Raw genomic sequence first — 21,841 nt, forward strand, 5'->3', positions numbered from 1 at the left:
CGCAGCCGCTGAAGCTCCGCTTAGCCGGCGACGGCGGCGCGGCTGCGCACGAAGGCCTGGACGCAGGCCTCCACGTCTTCGGCGCTGTGCGCAGCGGAGAGCTGGACGCGGATCCGGGCGGCCCCCTTGGGCACCACAGGGTAGCTGAACGCCGTCACGAAGACGCCGTGGTGCAGCATGGCGTCGGCCACCTTGGCGGCCATGACGGCGTCGCCGAACATGACCGGGACAATTGCGTGCTCGCCCGGGAGCAGCTCGAAGCCTTCCTCGGACATGCGGCTGCGGAAGAGCTCCGCGTTGGCGAAGAGCTTGCTGCGCAGTTCGCCGGAGTTCTCTACGAGGTCCAGGGCCTTGAGCGTGGCCGCAACGATGGCGGGGGCCAGCGAGTTGGAGAACAGGTACGGGCGGGCCTTCTGGCGGAGCATGGCCACGACTTCGCGGCGGCCGGACACGTAGCCGCCGGAGGCACCGCCAAGGGCCTTGCCGAAGGTGCCGGTGTAGATGTCCACGCGGTCCGAGACGCCGGCGTGCTCGGGGGTACCCGCGCCGGTGGCGCCCATGAAACCGACGGCGTGGGAATCGTCCACCATGACCAGGGCGTCGTACTTTTCCGCGAGGTCGCAGATCGCTTCCAGCGGGGCGAGGAAGCCGTCCATCGAGAAGACACCGTCCGTGACGATGATCTTGCGGCGGGCCGGGTTCTTCTGCGTGGTGGCTTCGATCAGCTTGGATTCGAGATCGGCCATGTCCTGGTTGGCGTAGCGGAAGCGCTGGGCCTTGCAGAGCCGGATGCCGTCGATGATCGAGGCGTGGTTGAGCGCGTCGGAGATGACGGCGTCCTCCGGGCCGAAGAGTGATTCGAACACGCCGCCGTTGGCGTCGAAGCAGCTGGAGAACAGGATGGTGTCCTCGGTGCCGAGGAACCTGGAGACGCGTTCCTCGAGGGCCAGGTGCAGGTCCTGGGTGCCGCAGATGAAGCGGACACTGGCCATGCCGAAGCCGCGGTCGTCCATCGCGGCCTTGGCGGCGGCGATGATGTCCGGGTGGTCCGCGAGGCCCAGGTAGTTGTTGGCGCAGAAGTTCAGCACATCCGCGCTGGACTCGCCGATCTGGCCGGCTTTGATGTGGTTGGCCTGGGGTGAGTCGATGTGCCGCTCGGTCTTGAACAGGCCGGCGCTGCGGATCTCGTCCAGTTCGTGCTGCAGCTGGTCCTTGATGGCTGAATACATGTCGGTGCGCTCCTCAGCGGGTGGGGGTCGGTGGTCCGGAACGGTGGAGGTTAGAAGCAGGTCCAGTCGAGGACCACTTTGCCGCCCACGCCGGCGCGGGCGATCTCGAAGCCCTTCTCCCAGTCGGTGGCAGGAAGGGTGTCCGTCACGACGGCGGAGATGTTGGCGTGCAGGACCGGGTTGGAGGACAGCATGGCGCTCATGGCGTACCAGGTCTCGAACATTTCGCGGCCGTAGATGCCCTTCATGGTCAGCATGTGCGTGACCACCTTGCCCCAGTCGATGTCGATGGACTGGCTGGGCAGTCCCAGCATCGCGATCCGGCCGCCGTGGTTCATGTTGTCGATCATCTCAGGCAGGGCCGTGGGGTGTCCCGACATTTCCATGCCGATGTCGAAGCCTTCGCGCATGCCCAGTTCGCGCTGCGCGTCCTTGACCCGCATCCTCGAGACGTCGATCGCCAGGTCGACGCCGAGCTTGCGGGCCAGTTCCAGCCGCGGGGCGGAGACGTCGGTGATGGCGATCTTGCGGGCGCCGGCGTGGCGGGCGACGGCGATTGCCATCAGGCCGATGGGGCCGGCGCCGGTGATCAGCACGTCCTCGCCGACGAGGGGGAAGCTGAGCGCGGTGTGGACGGCGTTGCCGAAGGGGTCGAAGATGGCACCGAGTTCCGGCGTCACGGACTGGTCGGTGTGGACCCAGACGTTGGTCTCGGGGATCACGACGAACTCGGCGAAGGCGCCGTCGCGCTGGACGCCGACGCTGACGGTGTTGATGCACATCTGCCGGCGGCCGGCGCGGCAGTTGCGGCAGATGCCGCAGACGATGTGGCCCTCGCCGGAGACGCGGTCCCCCACTTTGACGTCCAGGACGTCCTCGCCGATCTCCACCACCTCGCCGTAGAACTCGTGGCCGGCGATCAGGGGGGCGTTGATGATGCCCTGCGCCCAGGCGTCCCAGGACTGGATGTGCAGGTCGGTGCCGCAGATGCCGGTGGTCATCACGCGGATCTTGACGTCGCCGGCGCCGGTCCCGGGCTCCGGACGGTCGACGAGTTCGAATCCTGCATGGGCGCCGGCCTTGTAGAGAGCCTTCATGGGGCCTTCCTAACTTCTGGGTGCACCCGCCCTGTGGACAGGTGGTGTGGGTCAACTCACCCCATTAGAGCCGCTGCAAAGCATTAGCACAACCGGGTTTTTCTCAATCGACGATTTAGCTTTTACTTGCGCATAGACTGGTCGGCATGGAAATCCACCAGCTTGAGATGCTCCGCGAACTCGGGGCACTCGGCAGCGTTAAGGCGGTCGCCGAAACCCTGCTGGTCACCCCCTCCGCCGTGTCGCAGCAGCTGGCGGCGCTGCAGAAATCGGTGGAGGTCCCGTTGACCCGCAAGGATGGCCGCAACCTGGTCCTCACGGAAGCAGGGCAGGTGCTGGCGGACGCCGGGGCCGCCGTCGTCAGCGCCATGGCGGACGCGAGGACGGCCATCGGCGCGTATCACGGCTCTCCCGTGGCGGCGGTGACGCTGAGCGGCTTCCACAGCGCGGGCCAGGCACTTTTCGCGCCGCTCGCGCGGCTGCTGGCGGGGCCCGGGCAGCCGCGGATCCTGCTCTCCGACGAAGATGTGGCGCAGCAGGACTTCCCGGCGCTGACGGCCCGGTACGACCTGGTGCTGGCGCACCGGATGGACCACAGCCCGCGCTGGCCCCAGGAGCGGGTTGCGGTGATCCCGCTCGCGCACGAGCCGCTGGACGTCGCGCTGCCGGCCGGGCACCGGCTGGCGGGCCAGCGGGCGGTGACGGCGGACGACGTCGTCGGGGAACCCTGGGTGACCAGCCGCACCGGATACTCCCCCGCGGACGTGCTTTCCGCCGTCGCGGCCGTCGCCAGCCGGGAACTGAACATCGTGCACCGGATTAACGACTACTCCACCGTGGCCGCGCTGGTGGCCACCGGGAACGTGATCGGGCTGCTGCCCCGGTACACGGCGCGGCCGGTGCTGAGCCCGGGCATTGTGCTGCGGCCGCTCGAAGGCATCAGCACCCGGCGCCGGATCGACGTCCTGGCCCGGCCGGAGAACCTTAAACGCACATCGGTCATGATGGTCTGCGAAGCACTGCAGACCATCATGACCGATTTGGTGGGCGGTTAGGACCTATCCTTCGACGCCGAGGCGCTCCAGGATCAGCTCGCGCACCCGGCCGGCGTCGGCCTGGCCGCGGGTGGCCTTCATCACGCCGCCGACGATCGCGCCGATCGCCTGGATCTTGCCGCCACGGATCTTGTCCACGACGCCGGGCTGCGCGGCGAGGGCCGCATCGATGGCTTCGAGCAGGGGCCCGTCGTCGGAGACTACGGCGAGGCCGCGCTTCTCCACGATTTCCGCCGGGGTGCCTTCGCCGGCGAGCACGCCGTCGAGGACCTCGGTGGCCATCTTGTTGTTGATCTTGCCGTCTTCGACCATCTTGTTCAGCTCCACGATGGTGGCCGGCGCGACGCCGAGCTGGCCGGGATCGACGTCGGCGTTCTTGGCGCGTCCGACGATCTCGCCCATCCACCATTTGCGGGCCACCGTGGCGGTGGCACCGGCGGCGATGGTTTCCTCGATCTCGTCCATCACGCCGGCGTTGACGACGTCGCGGAACTCGAGGTCGGAGTAGCCCCAGTCGGCCTGCAGGCGCTTGCGGCGGGCGGCCGGCGGCTCGGGCAGCGTGGCCCGGAGCTCCTCGACCCACTCGCGGGAGGCGACGATCGGCACCAGGTCCGGCTCCGGGAAGTAGCGGTAGTCGTCGGCGTCGGACTTGGGCCGGCCCGAGGTGGTGGAGCGGGTGTCCTCGTGCCAGTGGCGGGTTTCCTGGATGACGGGCTCGCCGGAGTCCAGCACGGCGGCGTGCCGCTGGATCTCGTAGCGGACGGCGTGCTCGACGGCGCGCAGCGAGTTGACGTTCTTCGTCTCGGAGCGGATGCCGAAGCGTTCGCGGCCGTGCGGACGGAGTGAGACGTTGGCGTCGCAGCGGACGTTGCCGCGTTCCATCTTGGCGTCGGAGACGCCGAGGTTCTTGACGATTTCGCGGACCGCGGCCACGTAGGCCTTGGCGAGTTCGGGCGCGCGGCTGCCGGCGCCCTCGATCGGCTTGGTGACGATCTCGACGAGCGGCACGCCGGAGCGGTTGTAGTCCACCAGCGAGTAGTCCGCACCCTGGATACGGCCGGCGGCGCCGCCCATGTGGGTCAGCTTGCCGGCGTCCTCTTCCATGTGGGCGCGTTCGATTTCGACGCGGAACACGGTGCCGTCGGAGAGCTCGATGTCCAGGTACCCGTCGTACGCGATGGGTTCGTCGTACTGGGAGGTCTGGAAGTTCTTCGGGGTGTCCGGGTAGAAGTAGTTCTTCCTGGCGAAGCGGCAGGTCTCGGCGATCTTGCAGTTGAGCGCGAGGCCGATCTTGATCGAGGATTCGATCGCGGTCCGGTTCACCACCGGCAGCACGCCGGGCATGCCGAGGTCCACCTCGTTGACGTTGGTATTGGGCTCGTCGCCGAAGACGTTGGGCGCGGAGGAGAACATCTTGGTCTTGGTGTTGAGCTCCACATGGACCTCGAAGCCCAGGACGGGATCGTACTTCTCCATCGCCTCTTCGAAGCTGAGGGTTGCGTCAGTCATTAGTGGGAACCTCCGTGGCTCAGGGCGGCGCCAGCCGCTGAAGTAGCAGCCGAAGAAGAATCGTTAAGTGAAGGAGCGGTAAGGGAAGGAGCCTTATCCAGGAGCGGGCCGCCCCACTGCGCCTCGAGCAGTGATTCGAGCACGGCGCCGACCCGGTAGAGCCGCGCGTCCTGGCGGGCCGGGGCCAGCAGCTGGACGCCCACCGGCAGTCCGTCCTCGTCAGCCAGGCCGCCGGGCAGGGAGAGCCCCGGGACGCCGGCCATGTTGGCGGGGATGGTGGCGACGTCGTTGAGGTACATCGCCAGCGGGTCGTTGAGCTTCTCGCCCAGCTTGAACGCCGTGGTCGGCGCCGTCGGGGAAATCAGCACATCGGCTTTGGCGAACGCGGCGTCGAAGTCGCGCTGGATCAGGGTGCGGACCTTCTGGGCCGAGCCGTAGTAGGCATCGTAGTAACCGGCGCTCAGGGCGTAGGTGCCCAGGATGATGCGGCGCTTGACTTCGTCGCCGAACCCGGCGGCGCGGGTGGCGCCCATCACGCGTTCAATCGTCATCGGGCCGTCTTCGGGCAGGACCCGCAGGCCGAACCGGACGCCGTCGAACTTGGCCAGGTTGGAGGACGCCTCCGAGGGCATGATCAGGTAGTAGGCGCCCAGGGCGTACTTGAAGTTGGGGCAGGAGACCTCGACGATTTCCGCGCCGGCTTCCTTGAGCAGCTCGAGGGACTCGTTGAAGCGGTTCTCGACGCCGGCCTGGTAGCCCTCGCCGTGGAGTTCCTTGATGATGCCGATCTTCATGCCGCGCACGTTGCCGATCGACGCGGCGGCGACGAGGTCCTCCAGCGGGTCCGGCAGCGACGTGGAGTCGAAGGGATCGTGCCCGCCGATGACCTGGTGCAGCAGCGCCGAGTCCAGGACGGTGCGGGAGACCGGGCCGATCTGGTCCAGAGAGGAGGCCATGGCGATCGCGCCGTAGCGGGATACGCCGCCGTAGGTGGGCTTCACGCCGACGGTGCCGGTGACGGCGCCGGGCTGGCGGATCGAGCCGCCGGTGTCGGTGCCGAGGGCCAGCGGGGCTTCGAAGGCCGCGACGGCGGCAGCGGATCCGCCGCCCGAGCCGCCGGGGATGCGGTCCAGGTCCCAGGGGTTGTGGGTGGGGCCGTAGGCGGAGTGCTCGGTGGAGGAGCCCATCGCGAATTCGTCGAGGTTGGTCTTGCCCAGGATCGGCATCTTCGCGGCGCGGAGGCGCTGGACGACGGTGGCGTCGTACGGGCTGTGCCAGCCTTCGAGGATCTTGGAGCCGGCTGTGGTGGGCTGGCCGACGGTGACGATCAGGTCCTTGACGGCGATCGGCACACCGGCGAGGGCATGCAGTTCTTCGGCAGCGGCACCGCCGGCGGCACGGATCGCGTCCACCTCGGCGGCGACGGCGAGCGCCTCGTCGGTGTTGACGTGCAGGAAAGCGTGGACCTTGCCGTCGACGGCGGCGATGCGGTCCAGGTGCGCCTGGGTGACCTCGACGGCGGTGACCTCGCGGGCGGCCAGCTTGCCGGCGAGCGTTGCGGCGGAGGAGCGGATCAGTTCGTTGTTCTCAGTCATGTTCTTAGCCCTCATCCAGGATTGCCGGGACCTTGAAGCGGCCTTCGTACGCATCGGGGGCGCCGGAGAGTGCCTGCTCGGCGGTGAAAGTGTGGCCCACAACGTCCTCGCGGAACACATTCGTCAGCGGAATCGGGTGGGACGTGGCCGGGACATCGTCACCGGCGGCTTCACTGACGGACTTCACTGAATCGACGATGACAGCAAGTTCGCCGGCCATCCGGTCCAGCTCTTCAGCGCTCATCTCGATGTGCGCGAGACGCGCGAGATGCGCGACGTCGTCGCGGTTGATCGCAGCCATGGATCTCCCCTGCAAGTTCGGATTATTTTCCGTCCCAGTCTACGTGTCTTGGTCGGCTGTTCCGCACTCGTTAGCGGCGCCTCCTGCCTTCCGGCGGCAGGCCGGACGATCCTCCGCGTGCTCGCTCGTTCTCCCCACCGTCCCCCTCCCCTCGCAAGTCCCCACCGGCTCCCAGCCTTCGCAAGCTCAGGCCGGGTCCCTCGCCGGCGTGGCCCCTCGGGCAGGGAACCCTGACGGCGGGGCACTCGCTTAGACGCACTCTTCCGGATGTCCGTCCCGTCGCCGGTGTGCTTCTCTCGCCTTCCAGAATGCGGAAGCAAACAAAACGAGACTGTCGGGTCCGGAAAATCTCCGGACCCGACAGTCTTGTTGTTTGTTCTTGTGGTGCTCGTTGGTTTGTCAGCCGATGCCGATGGCTCCGGTGAGGACTCCTACTCCCAGCATGACCAGGGAGATGACGGCGGTGCGCCAGAGGACCTTTTTGTGGTGGTCGCCCAGGTCCACTTTGGCGAGGGAGACCAGAAGCAGGATCGCGGGGACCAGCGGGCTCTGCAGGTGGAAGGGCTGGCCGGTGATGGAGGCGCGCGCCATGTCGGCGGCACTGACCCCGTAGTGGGCTGCCGTCTCGCTGAGCACCGGGAGGACGCCGAAGTAGAAGGCGTCGTTGCTCATAAAGAACGTCATCGGGATGCTCAGCACGCCGGTGATGATGGCCATGAAGGGACCCATGTCGGAGGGGATGATCGCAACGAGCCATTCCGACATTGCCTTGACCATGCCCGTGCCGTTGAGGACTCCGGTGAGTACCGCGGCGGCCATGACCATGCTGACGACGGCGACGATCGAGGGGGCGTGGGCGATCAGTTGGGCACCCTGGTCCTTGACCTTGGGGAAGTTGACCAGCAGCGCGATGGCGGCGCCCACCATAAAGACGAACGGAAGCGGAATGATGTTGGCGACGAGAGTAACCATGACCGCAACCGTCAGGCCGAGGTTGAACCAGAACAGCTTGGGACGCAGCGTGGCACGGTTGGGGTCCAGTGCGGTGTCCGCCATGGCGGAATCGCGATCGTCGACGAGCACTTCGGTGCGTTCCAGGACAGCCACCGAGCCGTTGCCGGCGGGGGTTTCGCCGGAGAAGCGGCCGGCGCGGCCGGTGCCGGTGCCGCCGGTGCGGCCGGTGCCGCCGTCGAACGTGTTATCGGTATCCCAGATTTCCGGGGCCACGGCACGGAGCCGGTTGCGTTCCTGCAGGCCCAGGAGCCATGCGAAGGCGAAGACCACAACGAGGCCCGCAATCAGCGAAGGGATCATCGGAACGAAGACATCGTTGACGTCGAGCTTCAGCGCGGTTGCGGCACGGGCGGTGGGGCCGCCCCACGGCAGGATGTTCATGGTGCCGTTGGCGAGGCCCGCTACGCAGGTCAGGACCACGGGGCTCATTTTGAGCCGCAGGTAGACGGGCAGCATGGCCGCGGTGGTGAGGATGAAGGTGGTGGAGCCGTCGCCGTCGAGGGACACTGCCGCAGCGAGGATGGCTGTGCCAAGGACCACCTTGGCGGGGTCGTTGCCGAGCTTGCGCAGGATGAAGCGGACCAGGGGGTCAAAGAGTCCGACGTCGATCATCAGGCCGAAGTAGATGATGGCGAACATCAGCAGGGCTGCGGTGGACGTCATCGACTTCATGGAGTCCATGACCATGGGGCCGATGCCGAGGCCTGCACCCGCGAAGAGTCCGAAGACTGTGGGGACGATGATGAGCGCCAGCACGGGCGTCAGCTTTTTGGTCATGATCAGCACCATGAACACCGCGATCATGGCGAATCCTAGTAATACCAGCACGGCCGGCTCCTTCTTCATTGAATCGCACCACCCCGGTGTGATGCGTACTACAGACGTTAGAGTGGCGCGCGTCACGGCTGGGCCTTTGCCTCATTTGATTGGCATACTGCTTGTTGGACGCATTTTGCGCATTGTGCTCACACCCGAAGGAGGACCGCCGTGGCACGGTTAACCGGCCGGACGATGACCGGCAGGACTCCGCTGCGCTTTTCCACCCAGACCCTGCTGCTCCAGCTGGGGGTCGTGGCGCTGGTGGTGCTCCTGACAAGCGCCGTCTACGTCTGGCTCACCTACGAGCAGCTGGGCCGGGAGGCGGAGAACCAGGCCCTGACGCTGTCCCGGACCGTGGCCTCGGATCCCGAGGTGCGGGCGGAGGTGCAGCAGATCAGCGCCCAACCCGGCACTCCCCCGGCATCCGAACTGCTGGCCGGGCCGCTGATGGCCGCTGCCGAAGGCGCCCGCACCCGCACCGGCGCCCTGTTCGTGGTCATCACCGACGAGACCGGCCTGCGCCTGGCCCACCCCGATGCCGAGCGGCTCGGCGAACGGGTCAGCACGGACCCGTCCGAGGCCCTGGCCGGCAACGAGGTCACCACCCGGAACACCGGAACCCTCGGCCCCTCCGCCGGGGCCAAAGTCCCGGTGTTCGCTCCGGATTCGGGCACCGTGGTGGGAGAAGTCAGCGTGGGCTACTCCACCGAAACCATCGGCCAGAGCCTGGCCCGGGACGTTGTCCCGATCGCCCTGACCGCCGTCGGGGCACTTATGGTCGGCGTGTTCGCCTCCTTCCTGCTCCGGAGCAGGCTGCAGCGGCTGACACTGGGCCTGGAACCGGAGGAAATCAGCACCCTGGTCCACGATCAGGTGGCGGTCCTGCAGGGCGTCGACGACGGCGTGATCGGCATCGCCGCCGACGGCCGGATCAGTGTGTTTAACGCCGCCGCCAGGCGCCTGCTGGGCCAGCCCGACCTCACCGGGACGCCGTGGGCCGGAGCCCCGGTGCCGGCGCAGCTGATCGCACTGACCAAGTCCGACGCCGCGGAGGGCGATGCGGTGGAGCTTGTCGCCGGCGGCCGCGTGCTGGTGGCGAGCGCCCGCAAGGCCCTGCACGGCCGCGAGGACCTGGGCTGGGTGGTCATGCTGCGGGACCGGACCGAACTCCAGCAGCTAACCCGCCAACTGGACGCCGTGGGGACCATGTCCACCGCGCTCCGGGCCCAGCGGCACGAGTTCGCCAACCAGCTCCACACCATCGCCGGGTTCATGAGCATCGGCGAGCACCAGCAGGCCCGCGACTACCTGGCCCGGCTGGCAGCGACGGGGCCGCTGAAGTTCCCGGTGGACCAGGCCGAGCTGCTCCAGGACCCGTACCTGCAGGCGTTCCTCGGCGCCAAGGGTGTGGAAGCGGACGAACGCGGCGTGGCCCTGAGGCTCGGCCCGGAAACCCTGGTCCGCGGCCAGGTCACGGAGCCGCAGGAAGTCACCACGGTCCTGGGCAACCTGATCGACAACGCCGTGAACGCCGCCGTCGCGGGCTCGGCACCGGACCGCTGGGTCGAGGTGGAGGTGCTCGACGGTCCCGGTACCGGGTCCGACGGCGGGACCCTCCATATCGTCGTCGGGGATTCCGGTGACGGGCTGCCGGCCGCTGCGGCGGGCGGAGATGCCGAGGCGGTGTTCACGGAGGGATTCACCACGTCGGAACTCCCGGTCCGGGCGGGAGCAGGCCACGGCCTTGGCCTGGCGCTGGCCCGGCAGCTGGCGCGCCGCCGCGGCGGGGACGTGCGGGTCCTGGACCCGGGCTCCCCCGGCGGCCCCGGCGCGGTGTTTATGGCGACCCTGCCGGGGACCACGGCGCCCAACGAGGCAGCGCCCACTGAAACGAAGCCCAACGAAACGAAGCCCAACGAAAGGGACAACGATGTCTGAGGACTTCCGGGTGTTGATTGTGGATGACGATTTCCACGTCGCCAAGCTGCATGCGGCCTATGTGGACTCGGTGGCGGGGTTCCTGGCGCTGCCTCCGGCCGGATCGGCGTCGCAGGCGCTGCAGGCGATCCACAGCCTGCGCCCGGACCTGGTGCTGCTGGATGTCTACCTGCCGGACGCTTCGGGCCTGGACCTGCTGCACCAGCTGGACGTGGACACCATGATCCTCAGTGCGGCGTCGGATACGGCCTCGCTCCGGCTCGCGTTCCGTCGCGGTGCGCTGGGGTATCTGCTGAAGCCCTTTACGGGCGAGTCGCTGTCCCAGCTGCTGCGTTCGTATGCGCGCTACCGGCGGATCCTGGCCCAGCCGGGGAACGTGTCCCAGGAGACGGTGGAGCGGGCAAAGCGCGCGCTTATCCCGGGGGACGTCATTGCGTCGGCAAAGCCCCGGTCCGCCACCGAGGCCGCCGTGCTGGAATCGCTGGAACCGGGTGAGCAGTATTCCGCGGCCGAGGTGGCCACCCGGGTGGGCGTTTCCCGGGCCACCGCCCAGCGGTACCTGTCAGCGCTCGCCGACGACGGCGCCGTCGACATCCAGTTGCGGTACGGCACCACCGGGCGGCCGGAGCACCGCTATGGGCTGCCCCCGGCAGCAGGCGCCTGAGGCCCCTCCCGCATTGTGGTTAGTCGCTGCTCTTCTGCGCCACGAGTTCGATCTCGACCAGCATCTTGGGGTCCAGGAACGGGAGCACGTGGACCAGGGCCAGGCTGGGGCGGATCTCGCCGAAGACTTCGCCGTGGGCGCGTCCGGCTTCCTCCCACTGGCTGATGTCCGTCAGGTACAGCTTGGACTGCACGACGTCCACGTAGCCGAAGCCGGCGTCGGCCAGGACGGTGCCGAGTTTGTCCAGGATGAAACGGGTCTGGGTGTAGAAGTCCTCGCCCACGATGCCGTCCTCACCGCTGGCCGCGGTTGCGGAGATGTACAGGGTGTTGTCCACCTGGACCGCCCGGGAGTAGCCGACCTGCTGTTCCCAGACGGAACCGGTGCCGAATGTTGTGCGCATGGAAGTGCCTTTCGCAGTGTGCCGTGGAGTCGGCACCACTTTAGGGCGGCAGAAGCCACTGCCTGTAAACCGGTGGAAATGTGTCGGGGTGGTTGTCCCGGCGTCAGCTGCCGATGTCCCGGTTCTGGCGGAACGCGTTGCGGCGGGCGTGCTCGTGGACGCGGCTAAGGGCCTCGATCTGGGACCGGGCGTCGTCGCCAAGGGCGGCGAACGTGGCCGGGTCGAGCCCGAGGTCGGGGGCCAGCTCCTCCAGGGTCTGCCAGCCGCCAAGCTTGCCCAGGATCGCGGCGCGCATCAGTTCGGCTTCCAGCACCAGGGTCATCGGGGACCGGCGAACGACGCGGCCGTTGAGCTTGAGCCGCCCGGCGTGCTCGGCCAGCCACGCGGCCGCCTGGCGGTGCGGGCGCTGCCGCACGCCCAGGTCATGGATGAGTCCGAGGAGCACGTCCCGTTCCCTGGTGATTTCCGCGCTGACCCGGGAGAGTTCGGCGGACACGGGCGTGTCAGCGAAGGCCTCTGCCATGCGCTGGATCCGGGAGACGCCCGCGGTGGCGCCGGTCAGGTGGTCGGAGAGGTACAGACCAAGGAGTTTGCCGTCGATTGAGCCGGGGATGTGCGGTGCCATGGATCCTCCAGAGTGAAGTGCTTTTGCCTGAGACTTAGCGTTTCGATTGACCAAAACCCTACACGGCGACGGCGGCGCTCACGGTGGTGTTCCCTTCCCGGCGGCTGGAACCGTGGGCTACAACTGCTGGCGGTAAACCAGCAGTTTGATGTCCGTGTCCGGCACTACCCAGTCGCGTTCCGGGGCCCGCTGGAAGCCGGTCTTCTGGTAGAGCCCGTGGGCGCTTTCCCAGGTCAGGCCCGTGGTCAGGGCCACGGCGTTGATCCCGGGCAGCGACCGGGCGTGGTCCAGGATGGCCTCGACCATCGCCTTGCCGGCGCCGCTGCGCTGTACGTCCGGGTCCACCACGAGCATCCGGAATTCCAGTTCATCGCCCTGCGCGATATCCGCATAGGGTTCGCCGGCCACGGCCAGGGTCACGGAGCCGACGATGCGGCCGCCGCGTTCGGCCACCCAGATGGTGGCCTTCGCTGCCCGGCGGGCCACGTCCTGGATCTGGAGCATATACGGGTGGTCGGCGCTTTCAAAGTAGCCCGCGGCCAGATAGGCGTCCCGGGTGATGCGCGCGATGGCGTCGTAGTCGGCCGGAACTGCAGGGCGGATGAGGATCTGAGGATGCACCTGTCCATGCTACGGGCGGGTACGGCGGTCCGGTCCAGGAACCGCCGTTTCCGTGACTGAACTATCAGTACAGGGCTGCCGCAGCAGAACGGGCTGCCAGCAGAACCGCCCTGCCCGGGAAGCGGACCTAGAGCGGGAACTTGCCGGAGAGCTCCAGCGTCCCGGCGCAGGTCCAGGCCGCGAGGCGTTCGTCGTCGGAGGGGCCGCCTTCCAGCGGGCTGGTCAGCCGCGGGCGGCGCACCCAGCAGCCCGCCTCTTCGGCGATCAGGGCGCCGGCGGCGAAATCGTGTTCGTTGAGGCCCCGTTCGCCGTAGGCGTCGTGGGTTCCGTCCGCCACCAGGCAGAGGTCCAGGGCGGCCGAGCCGAGGCGGCGGACGTCGGCGAAGCCGGCCATGAGGCTGCCCAGCCCGGCGGCTTGTTCCGCCCGGACGGCGGGATCGTAGCTGAAGCCGGTGGCCAGGATCTGACCGGTACGCCCCGCGACCGGTCCGTACAACGGCGTCCGCCGGCCGCCCTCCTCAAGCCAGGCCCCTTGCCCGCGCAGGGCGTAATACCTCCGGCCCAGCGCAGGTGCGTCGACGACGCCGGCCAGCCAGACGCCGTCGGGGTCCGCCACAGCCACGGAGGTGCCGTAGTAGACGATGTTGCGGATGAAGTTGGTGGTGCCGTCCAGCGGGTCGATGGACCAGCGGTAGCCGCTGGCCGCCGCGGGAAGGACGGTGCCGCCTTCCTCGCCGGTGATGGTGTCGGCGGGCCGCGCCCCCGTGATGACGGCACGGACTGCGTTTTCCGCGGCGAGATCGAAGGCGGTCACCCAGTCCCCGGAGTCGCCCTTGTTGCTGACGTCCAGCTGGGCGGTGTTCCGGCCGGCCAGGACCGCGGCCCCGGCCGCCGCCGCGGCCAGCGCGAGTTCGAGCAGCGCTGCCGGCAGGTTCCCGGCAGACCCACCGAGGGCGCCGGCACTCATTCGCCCACGGCTTCCTGGTGGTCTTCCTCGGCGTCCCCCGACTCGGCGGCGGCTCCGTCCGGGCTGTCCGGGCCGTTGGCCAGCAGTGCGCGGAAGCCGTCCTCATCCAGGACCGGCACGCCGAGCTGTTCGGCCTTGTCCAGCTTGGTGCCCGCGTTCTCGCCGGCCACCACGTAGCTGGTGTTCTTCGAGACCGAGCCGGCGGCCTTGCCGCCGCGGACCAGGATGGCTTCCTTGGCTTCGTCCCGGCTGAAGCCCTCCAGGCTGCCGGTCACAACGATTGTCAGTCCTTCCAGGGTCCGGGGCATGGATTCGTCGCGCTCGTCCTCCATCCGGACACCGTCGGCGGCCCAGGTGTCCACGATTTCGCGGTGCCAGTCCTCGGCGAACCATTCGGTCAGGGCCGCGGCGATCACGGGCCCGACGCCGTCGACGTGCGCCAGTTCCTCCTCGGAGGCCTGCCGGATGGCGTCCATACTGCCGAACGCCGTCGCGAGGGCACGGGAGGCCCGCGGGCCGACGTGCCGGATGGACAGCGCCACCAGGACGCGCCAGAGCGGCTGGGTCTTGGCTTTCTCCAGTTCGCGGAACAATTTGTCGGTGGTGGCCGTGGGCTTGGACGGTGTCTTGGCCGTGCCCTTGCTGTAGAAGTACGGCACCAGCTCGAACTCGCCGGTGGCCACGCCCTTGGACCGCTTTTCCCGCCGGATCCGAACCGCGGCGAGGTCAGCGGGGGTTAGCCGGAACAGGTTCGCCTCGCTGGTGAGCGGCGGGGTTTCCGGTTCGGCCGGCTGGGTCAGGGCGATGGCGGCTTCCCAGCCGAGGGCCTCGATATCGAAGGCGCCGCGGCCGGCCAGGTGGAACACCCGTTCGCGCAGCTGCGCCGGGCAGGAGCGGGAGTTGGGGCATCGGATGTCCACGTCCCCTTCCTTGGCCGGCGCCAGCGGGGTGCCGCAGGCGGGGCATTCGGTGGGCATCACGAAGTCGCGGACCGGCGGGTCCTGCTGGTCGCGGAGGGCCAGGACGGGTCCGACGATTTCCGGGATAACGTCCCCGGCCTTGCGGAGCACCACGATGTCGCCAATCTTGACGCCCTTGGCCTTGACGACGTCCTGGTTGTGCAGGGTGGCCATTTCCACGGTGGAGCCGGCCACCTTGACGGGTTCCATCACGCCGTACGGTGTGACACGGCCGGTGCGGCCCACGTTGACCGCGATGTCCAGCAGTTTGGTGTTAACTTCCTCGGGCGGGTACTTATAGGCGACGGCCCACCGCGGCACCCGGGACGTGTAGCCGAGGGCACGCTGGGTGGCGAAGTCATCGACCTTGACCACAATGCCGTCGATTTCGTGGGTGAGGCTGTGCCGCTTGTCGCCGTACCGGGTGATGAACTCCAGCACGTCCTTGAGCCCGGGCAGCACCTCGAAGTACGGGCTGGTGGGCAGCCCCCACCCGGCCAGCCTCTGGTAAGTGTCGGACTGGCTGACGGTGTCCAGCCCGTCGCGGGCGCCGATGCCGTGCACGTACATCCGCAGCGGACGTTTGGCGGTTTCCGCCGGGTCCTTTTGGCGCAGCGAGCCGGCGGCGGCGTTGCGGGGGTTGGCCAGCGGCGCCTTGCCGGCCTCAATCAGCGCCTCATTGAATTCCGCAAAAGCCTTGGACGGGATGAACACCTCTCCCCGGACCTCCATCTCGGCCGGGAAGCCCTCGCCTTTGAGCTGTTGCGGGATTTCCTTGATGGTGAGGACGTTGTGGGTGATGTCCTCGCCCGTGGTGCCGTCGCCGCGCGTGGCCGCCCGGATCAGGACGCCGTCGCGGTAGAGCAGGTTCACGGCCAGGCCGTCGATCTTGAGTTCGGTGAGCCATGCCGGTGCGCCGTTGCCGAGTTTGGCGATGTTGGCTTCCGCCTTGGCCACCCACGCCTCCAGCTCCTCGAGGGAGAAGACGTCCTCCAGGCTGTACATGCGCTGCAGGTGTTCGACGGCGGCAAAGGCTGCGGACACTTCCCCGCCCACCTCCTGGGTGGGGGAATCGTTGGCCACCAGCTCCGGATGCAAAGCCTCGATCGTCTCCAGCCGCCGGTAGAGTTCGTCGAACTCGGCGTCGGAAATGATCGGTGCGTCCTCCTGGTAGTACGCGAAGCGGTGCTTCCGGACCTCCTCGACGAGGACCTCGTATTCTTCGCGCACGGCCTCGGAGGGCGTTTGTGTCTCGGCTTCTGCTGCAGTGTTCCCTGTGCTCACAGACCCTATCCTGCCTTAGATCGCCGACATTGTCCGGTCAGGATTGGCGGGCGCAGTGCCGCCTCAGCGGGGCTTAAGCACGCGGGGCCCGGACGCTGCTGCGTCCGGGCCCCGCGTCGAAACCTCTGCTTAGCGGGAAGCGCTTTCCTGCTCGGTGGCGTTGCGGCTGGCCTGCTTGCCGGCCTCCTGCAGTGCCTGGGAAACCTTCGCCAGGGCGGCAACGTGCTGGCCGTTCCACTCGCTGCGGAACTTGTCGGCGTCCGGGCCCTTCCAGTCGGTGCCCTCAAGCACCTTGGTCAGCAGCGACTTCTGCTTGTCGATCTCAGACGAACCGGCCTGCAGCTTCGTCCCAAGAGTCTTGAGCTGAGCAATGTCTGCACCCCAAATAGCCATGTGATATCTCCTTACAGATCAAAGAAACGGACCCGAATCATGTCGGCGTCCCCCAAAGGCCCCCGGCTGTTCCGGAAGTCCATTGCCTAAAAACTACCCTGACCGCCGACAAAGCGTCGATGGGCAGCCCTCCCCATCCCCAATGCTCTGTCACTTGTTGTCCTTATCAAGGCCTGGAAGCAACCAGATCTGATAGCGCAACGGGTCTAATTCCGGTTCTCGGGCGGCAGCGCGACCTGGAGCTTGCGGACCTTGCCACGGCCCACGATGTAGCCGCGGCCCGGAATGAAGTCCGTGCTGATCCGGCCCAGCGAGGTGCTGAGCAGGCTGTCGCCGTCGATGTCGCCCGGGTTGAGCAGCAGGCCGCGGCGGCCGGACTTGAACGGCTGGGCCAGCGACCAGGCCGAGGACCAGGTGGAGGTCTCGGCTTCGCCCACCACCCACTGTTCGGCCTTGATCGAGGCGGTGACGAGCCGTTCGATCCCGGACTCCGCTCCCGTGTCGGTGAAGTCGGTCAGCCCCTCGATGAAGATGGCCAGCTTGCCCGGCGTGCCGGTGGAGTAGTCCACCAGCTCGTCGATGGCTTCCTCGACGTCGTCGGCGCCCACCACGGAGCGGTCCCAGAGCTTCAGGGCCGCCGCCGCGGAACGCCGGGAGCCGACATAGATCAGTTCGACGCCGGGGTTGGAGCGGCGCAGCGCGTAGGCCAGGGTCACGAGGGCCACGGTGCGGCCGGAGCCGGGCGGGCCGGCCAGCAGCAGCGGGCCCTTGGCCAGGATCTCGGCCGGCTGGAGCGTCTCGTCGTCGACGCCGATCACGGGCAGGTCCGGGCTTCCGGCGGGCAGGATCTCAAGGTCCACCTGGTCCGGCAGGCGTTCGATCTGCGGGGCGCGTTCCACACCCTGACGCAGCATGGCCTCGCTGAGCTTGTGCACTTCACGGGCCTGCACGGCCAGGTTGGAGTTGCCGCCCAGCACCGCGAGCTGCACTTCGAGGTTGCCCAGCAGGCCGCGGCCCGGAGGCGAGGCCTGGCCCAGGACATCCTTGGGCACATCCATGGACAGGTAGTCGTCCTCCGAGGACAGGCGCAGCACCAGCCGGCGCTGGATCGAGGCCAGCAGCGACGCCGGCACCGAGTTGGGCCGGTCCCCGCTGACCACAAGGTGGATGCCCAGCGGTCGGCCGTCGGTGGCGAGCTGCAGGAAGATGTCCCACAGCGCCGAGAGCTTGCTGTATTCATAGGCCTCCCGGAAGGAGGACATGCCATCCACCAGCACGAAAATCCGCTTCTCGTCCGGCCGGTCCGCGAGCCTGCGGTACTCCACGATGGTCGACGCGCGGACTTCCGAATAGCGGGCCGCACGGTCGTCGGCGAGGTCCCGCAGCCAGCGCAGTAGCCGGCCGACGCGTTCGACGTCGTCGCCGTTGATGATTTCGCCGACGTGCGGCAGCCCATCGAGCATCTTCAGCCCCGAGGAGCCGCAGTCGATGCCGTAGACGTTGACCGGACCGCCGCGCGGGGTGACCGCGGCGGCGATCGCGATGCCGCGCAGGGCCGCGGACTTGCCCGAGCCGCCGGTGCCGTAGATGGCCATGTTGCCGTCCTGGTCCGGCTCGTAGAACACGGTGGGCTGGTCCTGGTGGGCGGGGTCGTCCGCCACGCCCAGGAGCAGCCGCTCGTCGGTGCGGGGGTTCGGCAGCTTGGAGAAGTCGTAGGTCGTGGCGAGCTCATCCAGCCAGGGTTTGCGCGGCGGCTCGATGGAGAGCACGTCGGCGGCCTTGATGATGTTGGCCGTCATCCGGGCGATGTCGTTGAGACCGGCAGCCTCTTCCTTCACCGGGCTCTCGGGCGCCGGGGCGGCCCAGGCCGGCCCGGACCCGAAAGCCATCTCGACGATCTCGATCTGCGGCCGCTGCGGCTTCTCGGTGGTCCAGCCGCCGGCGTAGCCGGTCTGGAAGCCCTGGATCCGGCCGGGGCCGGTCTTGGCAGCGCCGCGGCCGGGAATGGAGGGGTCGAAGTACGCCGCCGTGGGCACGCCGAGGATGTCGATCGCGTCGTCCTCGTCGGCCATCCGCAGTGCCACCCTCAGGTTGGTGTTGGCGCGCAGGCTTTCCTTGATCACGCCGGCCGGGCGCTGGGTGGCCAGGATCAGGTGCAGGCCCAGGGACCGGCCGCGGGCGGCGACGTCCACCACGCCGTCGACGAACTCCGGCACTTCGGTGGCGAGGGCCGCGAACTCGTCCACGATGATGATCAGGTACGGCGGCGCGTCCGGGTCCGCTTCGCGCTGGAGTTCCAGCAGGTCCTTGGCCTTCTTCCGGTTCAGCAGCCGTTCCCGGTGGTGCAGCTCGGCCCGCAGCGAGGTCAGGGCGCGGCGGACCAGGTGCGGGGACAGGTCGGTGACCAGGCCCACGGTGTGCGGCAGGTGGAGGCAATCCGCGAACGCGGCCCCGCCCTTGTAGTCCACGAACAGGAAGCTCACCCGGTCCGGGCTGTACGCCGCGGCCATGCCCATCACCCAGGACTGCAGGAACTCGGACTTGCCGGCGCCGGTGGTGCCGCCCACGAGGGCGTGCGGGCCCTCGTTCTTGAGGTCGAGGTAGAGCGGTTCGATACCCTTGGAACCCACCAGGGCCCGGAGGGTGCCATTGTCCTTCCGGTTGGGCACGGCGGAGGCCCGGACCGAATTGTTTTCGGTCCAGCGTTCGGCCACTGCCGCCGGGTTGTCCAGGAAGTCCTTGCCGATCAGGGCCGCGTAGGAGACGGCCCGCGGCAGGTCGGAGTCGTCCTCCAGCGGCTTGCCGACGTCGACCACCGGCGTGAGCATCCGGGCCAGCTGGGCGGCGAGCCCGGCGTCGAGGCTTTCGCAGCTCACCGGGAAGGTGTGCCGTCCGAGCCGGACCTGGCCGGTGGTGGTGCCGTGGTCGCCGTCGACCGCCATGAAGTCCCGGCACGCGGCCGGAAGCTGCTGCACCGAGGACGCCACCCACATCACGTGCACGCCGGAGTCCGGGCCCCGCTCGAGGACCCGGGTGAGCCGGCCGCGGTCCACCGGGGCGTCGTCTTCCACGACCACCAGCACGGTGGGCAGCAGCGGTTCCGCGAGATACGTGCTGAGCGGGTCGACGCCGGGCCGCAGGGCCGGGCGCGGGGTCTGCGCCGCGGCCTCGCGCTGGTCGATCAGGTCTTCCAGGCGGGAGAGGAGGGCTGCGCCGCCCGCGGGGCCGGCGGCGAGGTGGTCGCCGGTGAGCGGGCTGTGGCCGGAGCCGACGTGCGGAAGCCACTGCAGCCATTCCCAGCGCTCCTTCGACTGCGCCGAGGTGATGGCGGCCAGGACCACTTCGGCCGGCGAGTGCAGTCCGACGAGCTGCAGGACCATGCCGCGGGCCACGTCGTCGACGAGGCCGCGGGAGCCGGCCAGGCCGAAGGATCCTGCGGAGCGCAGCTGCGAGACGACCGGCACGCCTTCGATGTCCCGGAACTGCGCCATGCACTCCTGGATTTCGGCCATGTATTCGGCTTCGGTGTCGTTGCTGTTGGGCTCCTCGAACTGGATCCGCGAGGGCGCGGTGCCCAGGCCGAAACGCAGGCCGAGGAAGCCGGTGTGCTCGGGCCGGTGGGTCCAGAGCAGCGGGCCGAGCTTGTAGATCGAGTCCACCGTGTCGCTGACCGAGGGGGCTTCCTGCAGCCGGACGGAGCGCTCCACGTTCTGCAGCCGGGTGATGTCCGTGCGGAACGCGGCCATGGACTCACGGAACTGCTTGAGCTGTTCCTTGCGTTCCCGCTTGGCCTGCAGCTTCTGGTCCACGTAATGGCCCACGATGAACAGCGGCATCATCAGCATAAAGACGACCGAGAGCACGTTCTGCGTGACGGCGAACAGGATGGCGCCCATCATCAGCGGCGCGAGCAGCATGATGTACGGGAAAGCGTGGTGCTCCTGGCGCTTGGGCCCGGCCGGAAGCATCCGTTTCTGCTGTTCGAAGCGCGGCACCACCCGCGGCGAGCGGTTGAAGTCGATCAGCGGGGAGCTCGGGGCGGAACTGTGCCCGGTGCCCAGCGACACCACGGAAACGGTCGTGTCGCCCAGGGCCACGGTGTCCGAGGAGTTCAGCGTGGCGCGGGTGACCGGCAGCCCGTCCATCAGCAGACCGTTGGCCGAATTCGTGTCTACGATCTCGATGGTCTCGCCCACCGTGATGCGGGCGTGGCGCTTGGAGGTGAGCGGGTCCGTGAGCCGGATGTCGACGTCGCGGTCCCGGCCGATGTAGCTGGTGCCCGATGGCAGCGGGAATTCGCGTCCGGCGTCGGGCCCGGACAGCACGCGCAGCGTCGCCGCCGCAGGCCCCCGGCTCGCACCGGGGGTCGCGAACTGCTCACTCAGCCGGGTCAGCGAGACAATCGAGCCCGGCCGCAGCCCGGATTCGAGCAGGTTGTCCTGGCGGTCCAGGACGCTGCCCTTCATGCCGCCGGCGGCGAAGGCCTCCTCGATGCTGAGGGACAGGTTCGACGGCGGCGGGGTCCCGCGCCGTGCCGGGTCGGCGGCCCAGAGCTGGGTGGCGATGTCCGCCACGGTGGCGAGCCCGTCCACGGTAACGGCAAGGTCTTTGGCCTCGGCCGGGTCGCGGCGCAGCGTCAGTCGGATTCTCATGCTTCGTCGTCCCCCTTCTTTTTGGTGCTCTGTTCCTCGAGCAGATACAGGTCGGCCGGCGTCACCAGGTGCGAGGTGACGGCGTGTTCCACCAGCCGGGCGCGCCGGTTGGTGGCGAGTTTTCCGCCGCCGCCGCGCAGCCCGGCGACTCCCACCCTGTCGAGCTTGTCGCACACGTTGTCCAGCTTTCTGTTGAACCGGGTCAGGGCCCAGCCCAGGGTCCGGGCGGCCTCGGCCGAGGACGGAATGGCGCTGAAACCGGTCCCTTCGCGGCGGAGCATGGGTTCGGCGAGGGCCACGATCAGGGCCTTCTGCGAGTCGGTGAAAACCACGGGGCCGATCGTGGTGTCGCCGCCGCTGTCCTCCTCGCGGGATTCCTGCCGGAACGCGGGGGTCCGGAGGTGCACGGCGAACTCGTAGGTGGTGGGGCCGGCGGTGAAGATGACGTTGGTGTGGCTGAAGACCAGCGGAATCCGCGCCCCGGGCGAGAGCCACGCCTGCATGCCGCCGGAGGCGTCGGCGATGGTCGCGGAGAGCATGCTGCCGACGTTGCTGAGCCACCAGATGCCGTCATAGCGGGCGATCTGCAGGAACTGCCGGTGCAGGTACGGGTTGTCATCCACCTCCAGGTCGCCTTCACGGCCGATGCTGAAGATGTCCTCGTCCGAGGGCTCATGCCACTCGCCGCAGAAATCTATTGCCAGATCCCCCATAAT

General features: G+C 68.4%; 17 protein-coding genes. 3 read left to right on the plus strand and 14 right to left on the minus strand.

Annotation, left to right across the window (positions count from 1 at the left end; all coding sequences use genetic code 11):
- Positions 1-20 precede the first annotated feature (20 nt).
- Together ASE96_RS16225 and tdh are read right to left on the minus strand one after the other, a co-directional pair.
- Entirely contained in the window at positions 21-1,229 is a 1,209-nt protein-coding gene (locus tag ASE96_RS16225) for a glycine C-acetyltransferase (RefSeq protein ID WP_056432734.1), read from the minus strand.
- A 50-nt stretch (positions 1,230-1,279) separates the two neighbouring features.
- Positions 1,280-2,326, minus strand: coding sequence for an L-threonine 3-dehydrogenase (gene tdh, locus ASE96_RS16230; RefSeq protein WP_056432737.1), 1,047 nt, complete (start codon positions 2,324-2,326; stop codon positions 1,280-1,282).
- 146 nt (positions 2,327-2,472) lie between these two features.
- Between tdh and ASE96_RS16235 the strand changes: the two genes are divergently transcribed.
- On the plus strand, positions 2,473-3,381 hold the full coding sequence (locus ASE96_RS16235) for a LysR family transcriptional regulator (protein WP_056432741.1): 909 nt from the start codon (positions 2,473-2,475) through the stop codon (positions 3,379-3,381).
- Positions 3,382-3,384: 3 nt separating this feature from the next.
- On the opposite strand, the gene gatB is transcribed toward ASE96_RS16235, so the two are convergent.
- The 4 genes from gatB to ASE96_RS16255 all read right to left on the minus strand — a co-directional run bounded on the left by gatB (position 3,385) and on the right by ASE96_RS16255 (position 8,628).
- Positions 3,385-4,890 carry an Asp-tRNA(Asn)/Glu-tRNA(Gln) amidotransferase subunit GatB gene (gene gatB / locus ASE96_RS16240; protein WP_056432744.1) on the minus strand — a complete coding sequence of 502 codons (1,506 nt, stop codon included), beginning with the start codon at positions 4,888-4,890 and terminating at the stop codon, positions 3,385-3,387.
- Entirely contained in the window at positions 4,890-6,485 is a 1,596-nt protein-coding gene (gene gatA / locus ASE96_RS16245; protein ID WP_056432746.1) for an Asp-tRNA(Asn)/Glu-tRNA(Gln) amidotransferase subunit GatA, read from the minus strand. Before gatA ends, gatB begins: the two co-directional genes overlap by 1 nt.
- Positions 6,486-6,489: 4 nt before the next feature.
- Positions 6,490-6,786: an Asp-tRNA(Asn)/Glu-tRNA(Gln) amidotransferase subunit GatC gene (gatC, locus tag ASE96_RS16250; RefSeq protein ID WP_056432749.1), complete on the minus strand. Its 297-nt coding sequence runs from the start codon at positions 6,784-6,786 to the stop codon at positions 6,490-6,492.
- Between the two features lie 399 nt (positions 6,787-7,185).
- A complete protein-coding gene (locus tag ASE96_RS16255) occupies positions 7,186-8,628 on the minus strand; it encodes a CitMHS family transporter (protein ID WP_056432872.1) in 1,443 nt (480 codons plus the stop codon).
- A gap of 183 nt (positions 8,629-8,811) precedes the next feature.
- On the opposite strand from ASE96_RS16255, the gene ASE96_RS16260 reads away from it, so the two are divergent.
- Together ASE96_RS16260 and ASE96_RS16265 are read left to right on the plus strand one after the other, a co-directional pair.
- Entirely contained in the window at positions 8,812-10,557 is a 1,746-nt protein-coding gene (locus ASE96_RS16260; protein ID WP_056432752.1) for a sensor histidine kinase, read from the plus strand.
- Positions 10,550-11,221 carry a response regulator gene (locus ASE96_RS16265; RefSeq protein ID WP_056432754.1) on the plus strand — a complete coding sequence of 224 codons (672 nt, stop codon included), beginning with the start codon at positions 10,550-10,552 and terminating at the stop codon, positions 11,219-11,221. Before ASE96_RS16260 ends, ASE96_RS16265 begins: the two co-directional genes overlap by 8 nt.
- Positions 11,222-11,240: 19 nt before the next feature.
- Here ASE96_RS16265 and ASE96_RS16270 read toward each other — a convergent pair whose 3' ends face one another.
- The 8 genes from ASE96_RS16270 to ASE96_RS16305 form a co-directional block, all read right to left on the minus strand.
- Positions 11,241-11,624 carry a RidA family protein gene (locus ASE96_RS16270; RefSeq protein ID WP_056432757.1) on the minus strand — a complete coding sequence of 128 codons (384 nt, stop codon included), beginning with the start codon at positions 11,622-11,624 and terminating at the stop codon, positions 11,241-11,243.
- 103 nt (positions 11,625-11,727) lie between these two features.
- Positions 11,728-12,249 (minus strand): hypothetical protein, encoded by a 522-nt coding sequence (locus ASE96_RS16275; protein ID WP_056432760.1) that lies wholly within the window; start codon positions 12,247-12,249, stop codon positions 11,728-11,730.
- 117 nt (positions 12,250-12,366) lie between these two features.
- On the minus strand, positions 12,367-12,870 hold the full coding sequence (locus ASE96_RS16280) for a GNAT family N-acetyltransferase (protein ID WP_056432763.1): 504 nt from the start codon (positions 12,868-12,870) through the stop codon (positions 12,367-12,369).
- A 127-nt stretch (positions 12,871-12,997) separates the two neighbouring features.
- Positions 12,998-13,837 (minus strand): inositol monophosphatase family protein, encoded by an 840-nt coding sequence (locus ASE96_RS16285; RefSeq protein ID WP_056432766.1) that lies wholly within the window; start codon positions 13,835-13,837, stop codon positions 12,998-13,000.
- Positions 13,834-16,080 carry an NAD-dependent DNA ligase LigA gene (gene ligA / locus ASE96_RS16290; RefSeq protein WP_082492803.1) on the minus strand — a complete coding sequence of 749 codons (2,247 nt, stop codon included), beginning with the start codon at positions 16,078-16,080 and terminating at the stop codon, positions 13,834-13,836. The genes ASE96_RS16285 and ligA overlap by 4 nt, the downstream gene beginning before the upstream one ends.
- Before the next feature lie 129 nt (positions 16,081-16,209).
- Positions 16,210-16,473, minus strand: coding sequence for a hypothetical protein (locus ASE96_RS16295; RefSeq protein WP_056432770.1), 264 nt, complete (start codon positions 16,471-16,473; stop codon positions 16,210-16,212).
- A 206-nt stretch (positions 16,474-16,679) separates the two neighbouring features.
- Positions 16,680-21,125, minus strand: a complete 4,446-nt coding sequence (locus tag ASE96_RS16300) for an FtsK/SpoIIIE domain-containing protein (protein WP_056432773.1) — start codon at positions 21,123-21,125, stop codon at positions 16,680-16,682.
- Positions 21,122-21,838 carry a hypothetical protein gene (locus ASE96_RS16305; RefSeq protein WP_056432776.1) on the minus strand — a complete coding sequence of 239 codons (717 nt, stop codon included), beginning with the start codon at positions 21,836-21,838 and terminating at the stop codon, positions 21,122-21,124. The genes ASE96_RS16300 and ASE96_RS16305 overlap by 4 nt, the downstream gene beginning before the upstream one ends.
- Positions 21,839-21,841 lie beyond the last annotated feature (3 nt).

Origin of the sequence: Arthrobacter sp. Leaf69 (assembly GCF_001422645.1) — a bacterium.
Lineage (GTDB): Bacteria > Actinomycetota > Actinomycetes > Actinomycetales > Micrococcaceae > Arthrobacter.

What these genes read in the sequence shown, in the direction of transcription:
- ASE96_RS16275 (WP_056432760.1), bottom strand. Translation starts at nt 12,249, where the DNA reads ATGGCACCGCACATCCCCGGCTCAATCGACGGCAAACTCCTTGGTCTG.
- gatC (WP_056432749.1), bottom strand. Translation starts at nt 6,786, where the DNA reads ATGGCTGCGATCAACCGCGACGACGTCGCGCATCTCGCGCGTCTCGCG.
- ASE96_RS16285 (WP_056432766.1), bottom strand. Translation starts at nt 13,837, where the DNA reads ATGAGTGCCGGCGCCCTCGGTGGGTCTGCCGGGAACCTGCCGGCAGCG.
- ASE96_RS16305 (WP_056432776.1), bottom strand. Translation starts at nt 21,838, where the DNA reads ATGGGGGATCTGGCAATAGATTTCTGCGGCGAGTGGCATGAGCCCTCG.
- ASE96_RS16265 (WP_056432754.1), top strand. Translation starts at nt 10,550, where the DNA reads ATGTCTGAGGACTTCCGGGTGTTGATTGTGGATGACGATTTCCACGTC.
- gatA (WP_056432746.1), bottom strand. Translation starts at nt 6,485, where the DNA reads ATGACTGAGAACAACGAACTGATCCGCTCCTCCGCCGCAACGCTCGCC.
- ASE96_RS16225 (WP_056432734.1), bottom strand. Translation starts at nt 1,229, where the DNA reads ATGTATTCAGCCATCAAGGACCAGCTGCAGCACGAACTGGACGAGATC.
- ASE96_RS16260 (WP_056432752.1), top strand. Translation starts at nt 8,812, where the DNA reads ATGACCGGCAGGACTCCGCTGCGCTTTTCCACCCAGACCCTGCTGCTC.
- ASE96_RS16300 (WP_056432773.1), bottom strand. Translation starts at nt 21,125, where the DNA reads ATGAGAATCCGACTGACGCTGCGCCGCGACCCGGCCGAGGCCAAAGAC.
- tdh (WP_056432737.1), bottom strand. Translation starts at nt 2,326, where the DNA reads ATGAAGGCTCTCTACAAGGCCGGCGCCCATGCAGGATTCGAACTCGTC.
- gatB (WP_056432744.1), bottom strand. Translation starts at nt 4,890, where the DNA reads ATGACTGACGCAACCCTCAGCTTCGAAGAGGCGATGGAGAAGTACGAT.
- ASE96_RS16270 (WP_056432757.1), bottom strand. Translation starts at nt 11,624, where the DNA reads ATGCGCACAACATTCGGCACCGGTTCCGTCTGGGAACAGCAGGTCGGC.
- ASE96_RS16295 (WP_056432770.1), bottom strand. Translation starts at nt 16,473, where the DNA reads ATGGCTATTTGGGGTGCAGACATTGCTCAGCTCAAGACTCTTGGGACG.
- ASE96_RS16235 (WP_056432741.1), top strand. Translation starts at nt 2,473, where the DNA reads ATGGAAATCCACCAGCTTGAGATGCTCCGCGAACTCGGGGCACTCGGC.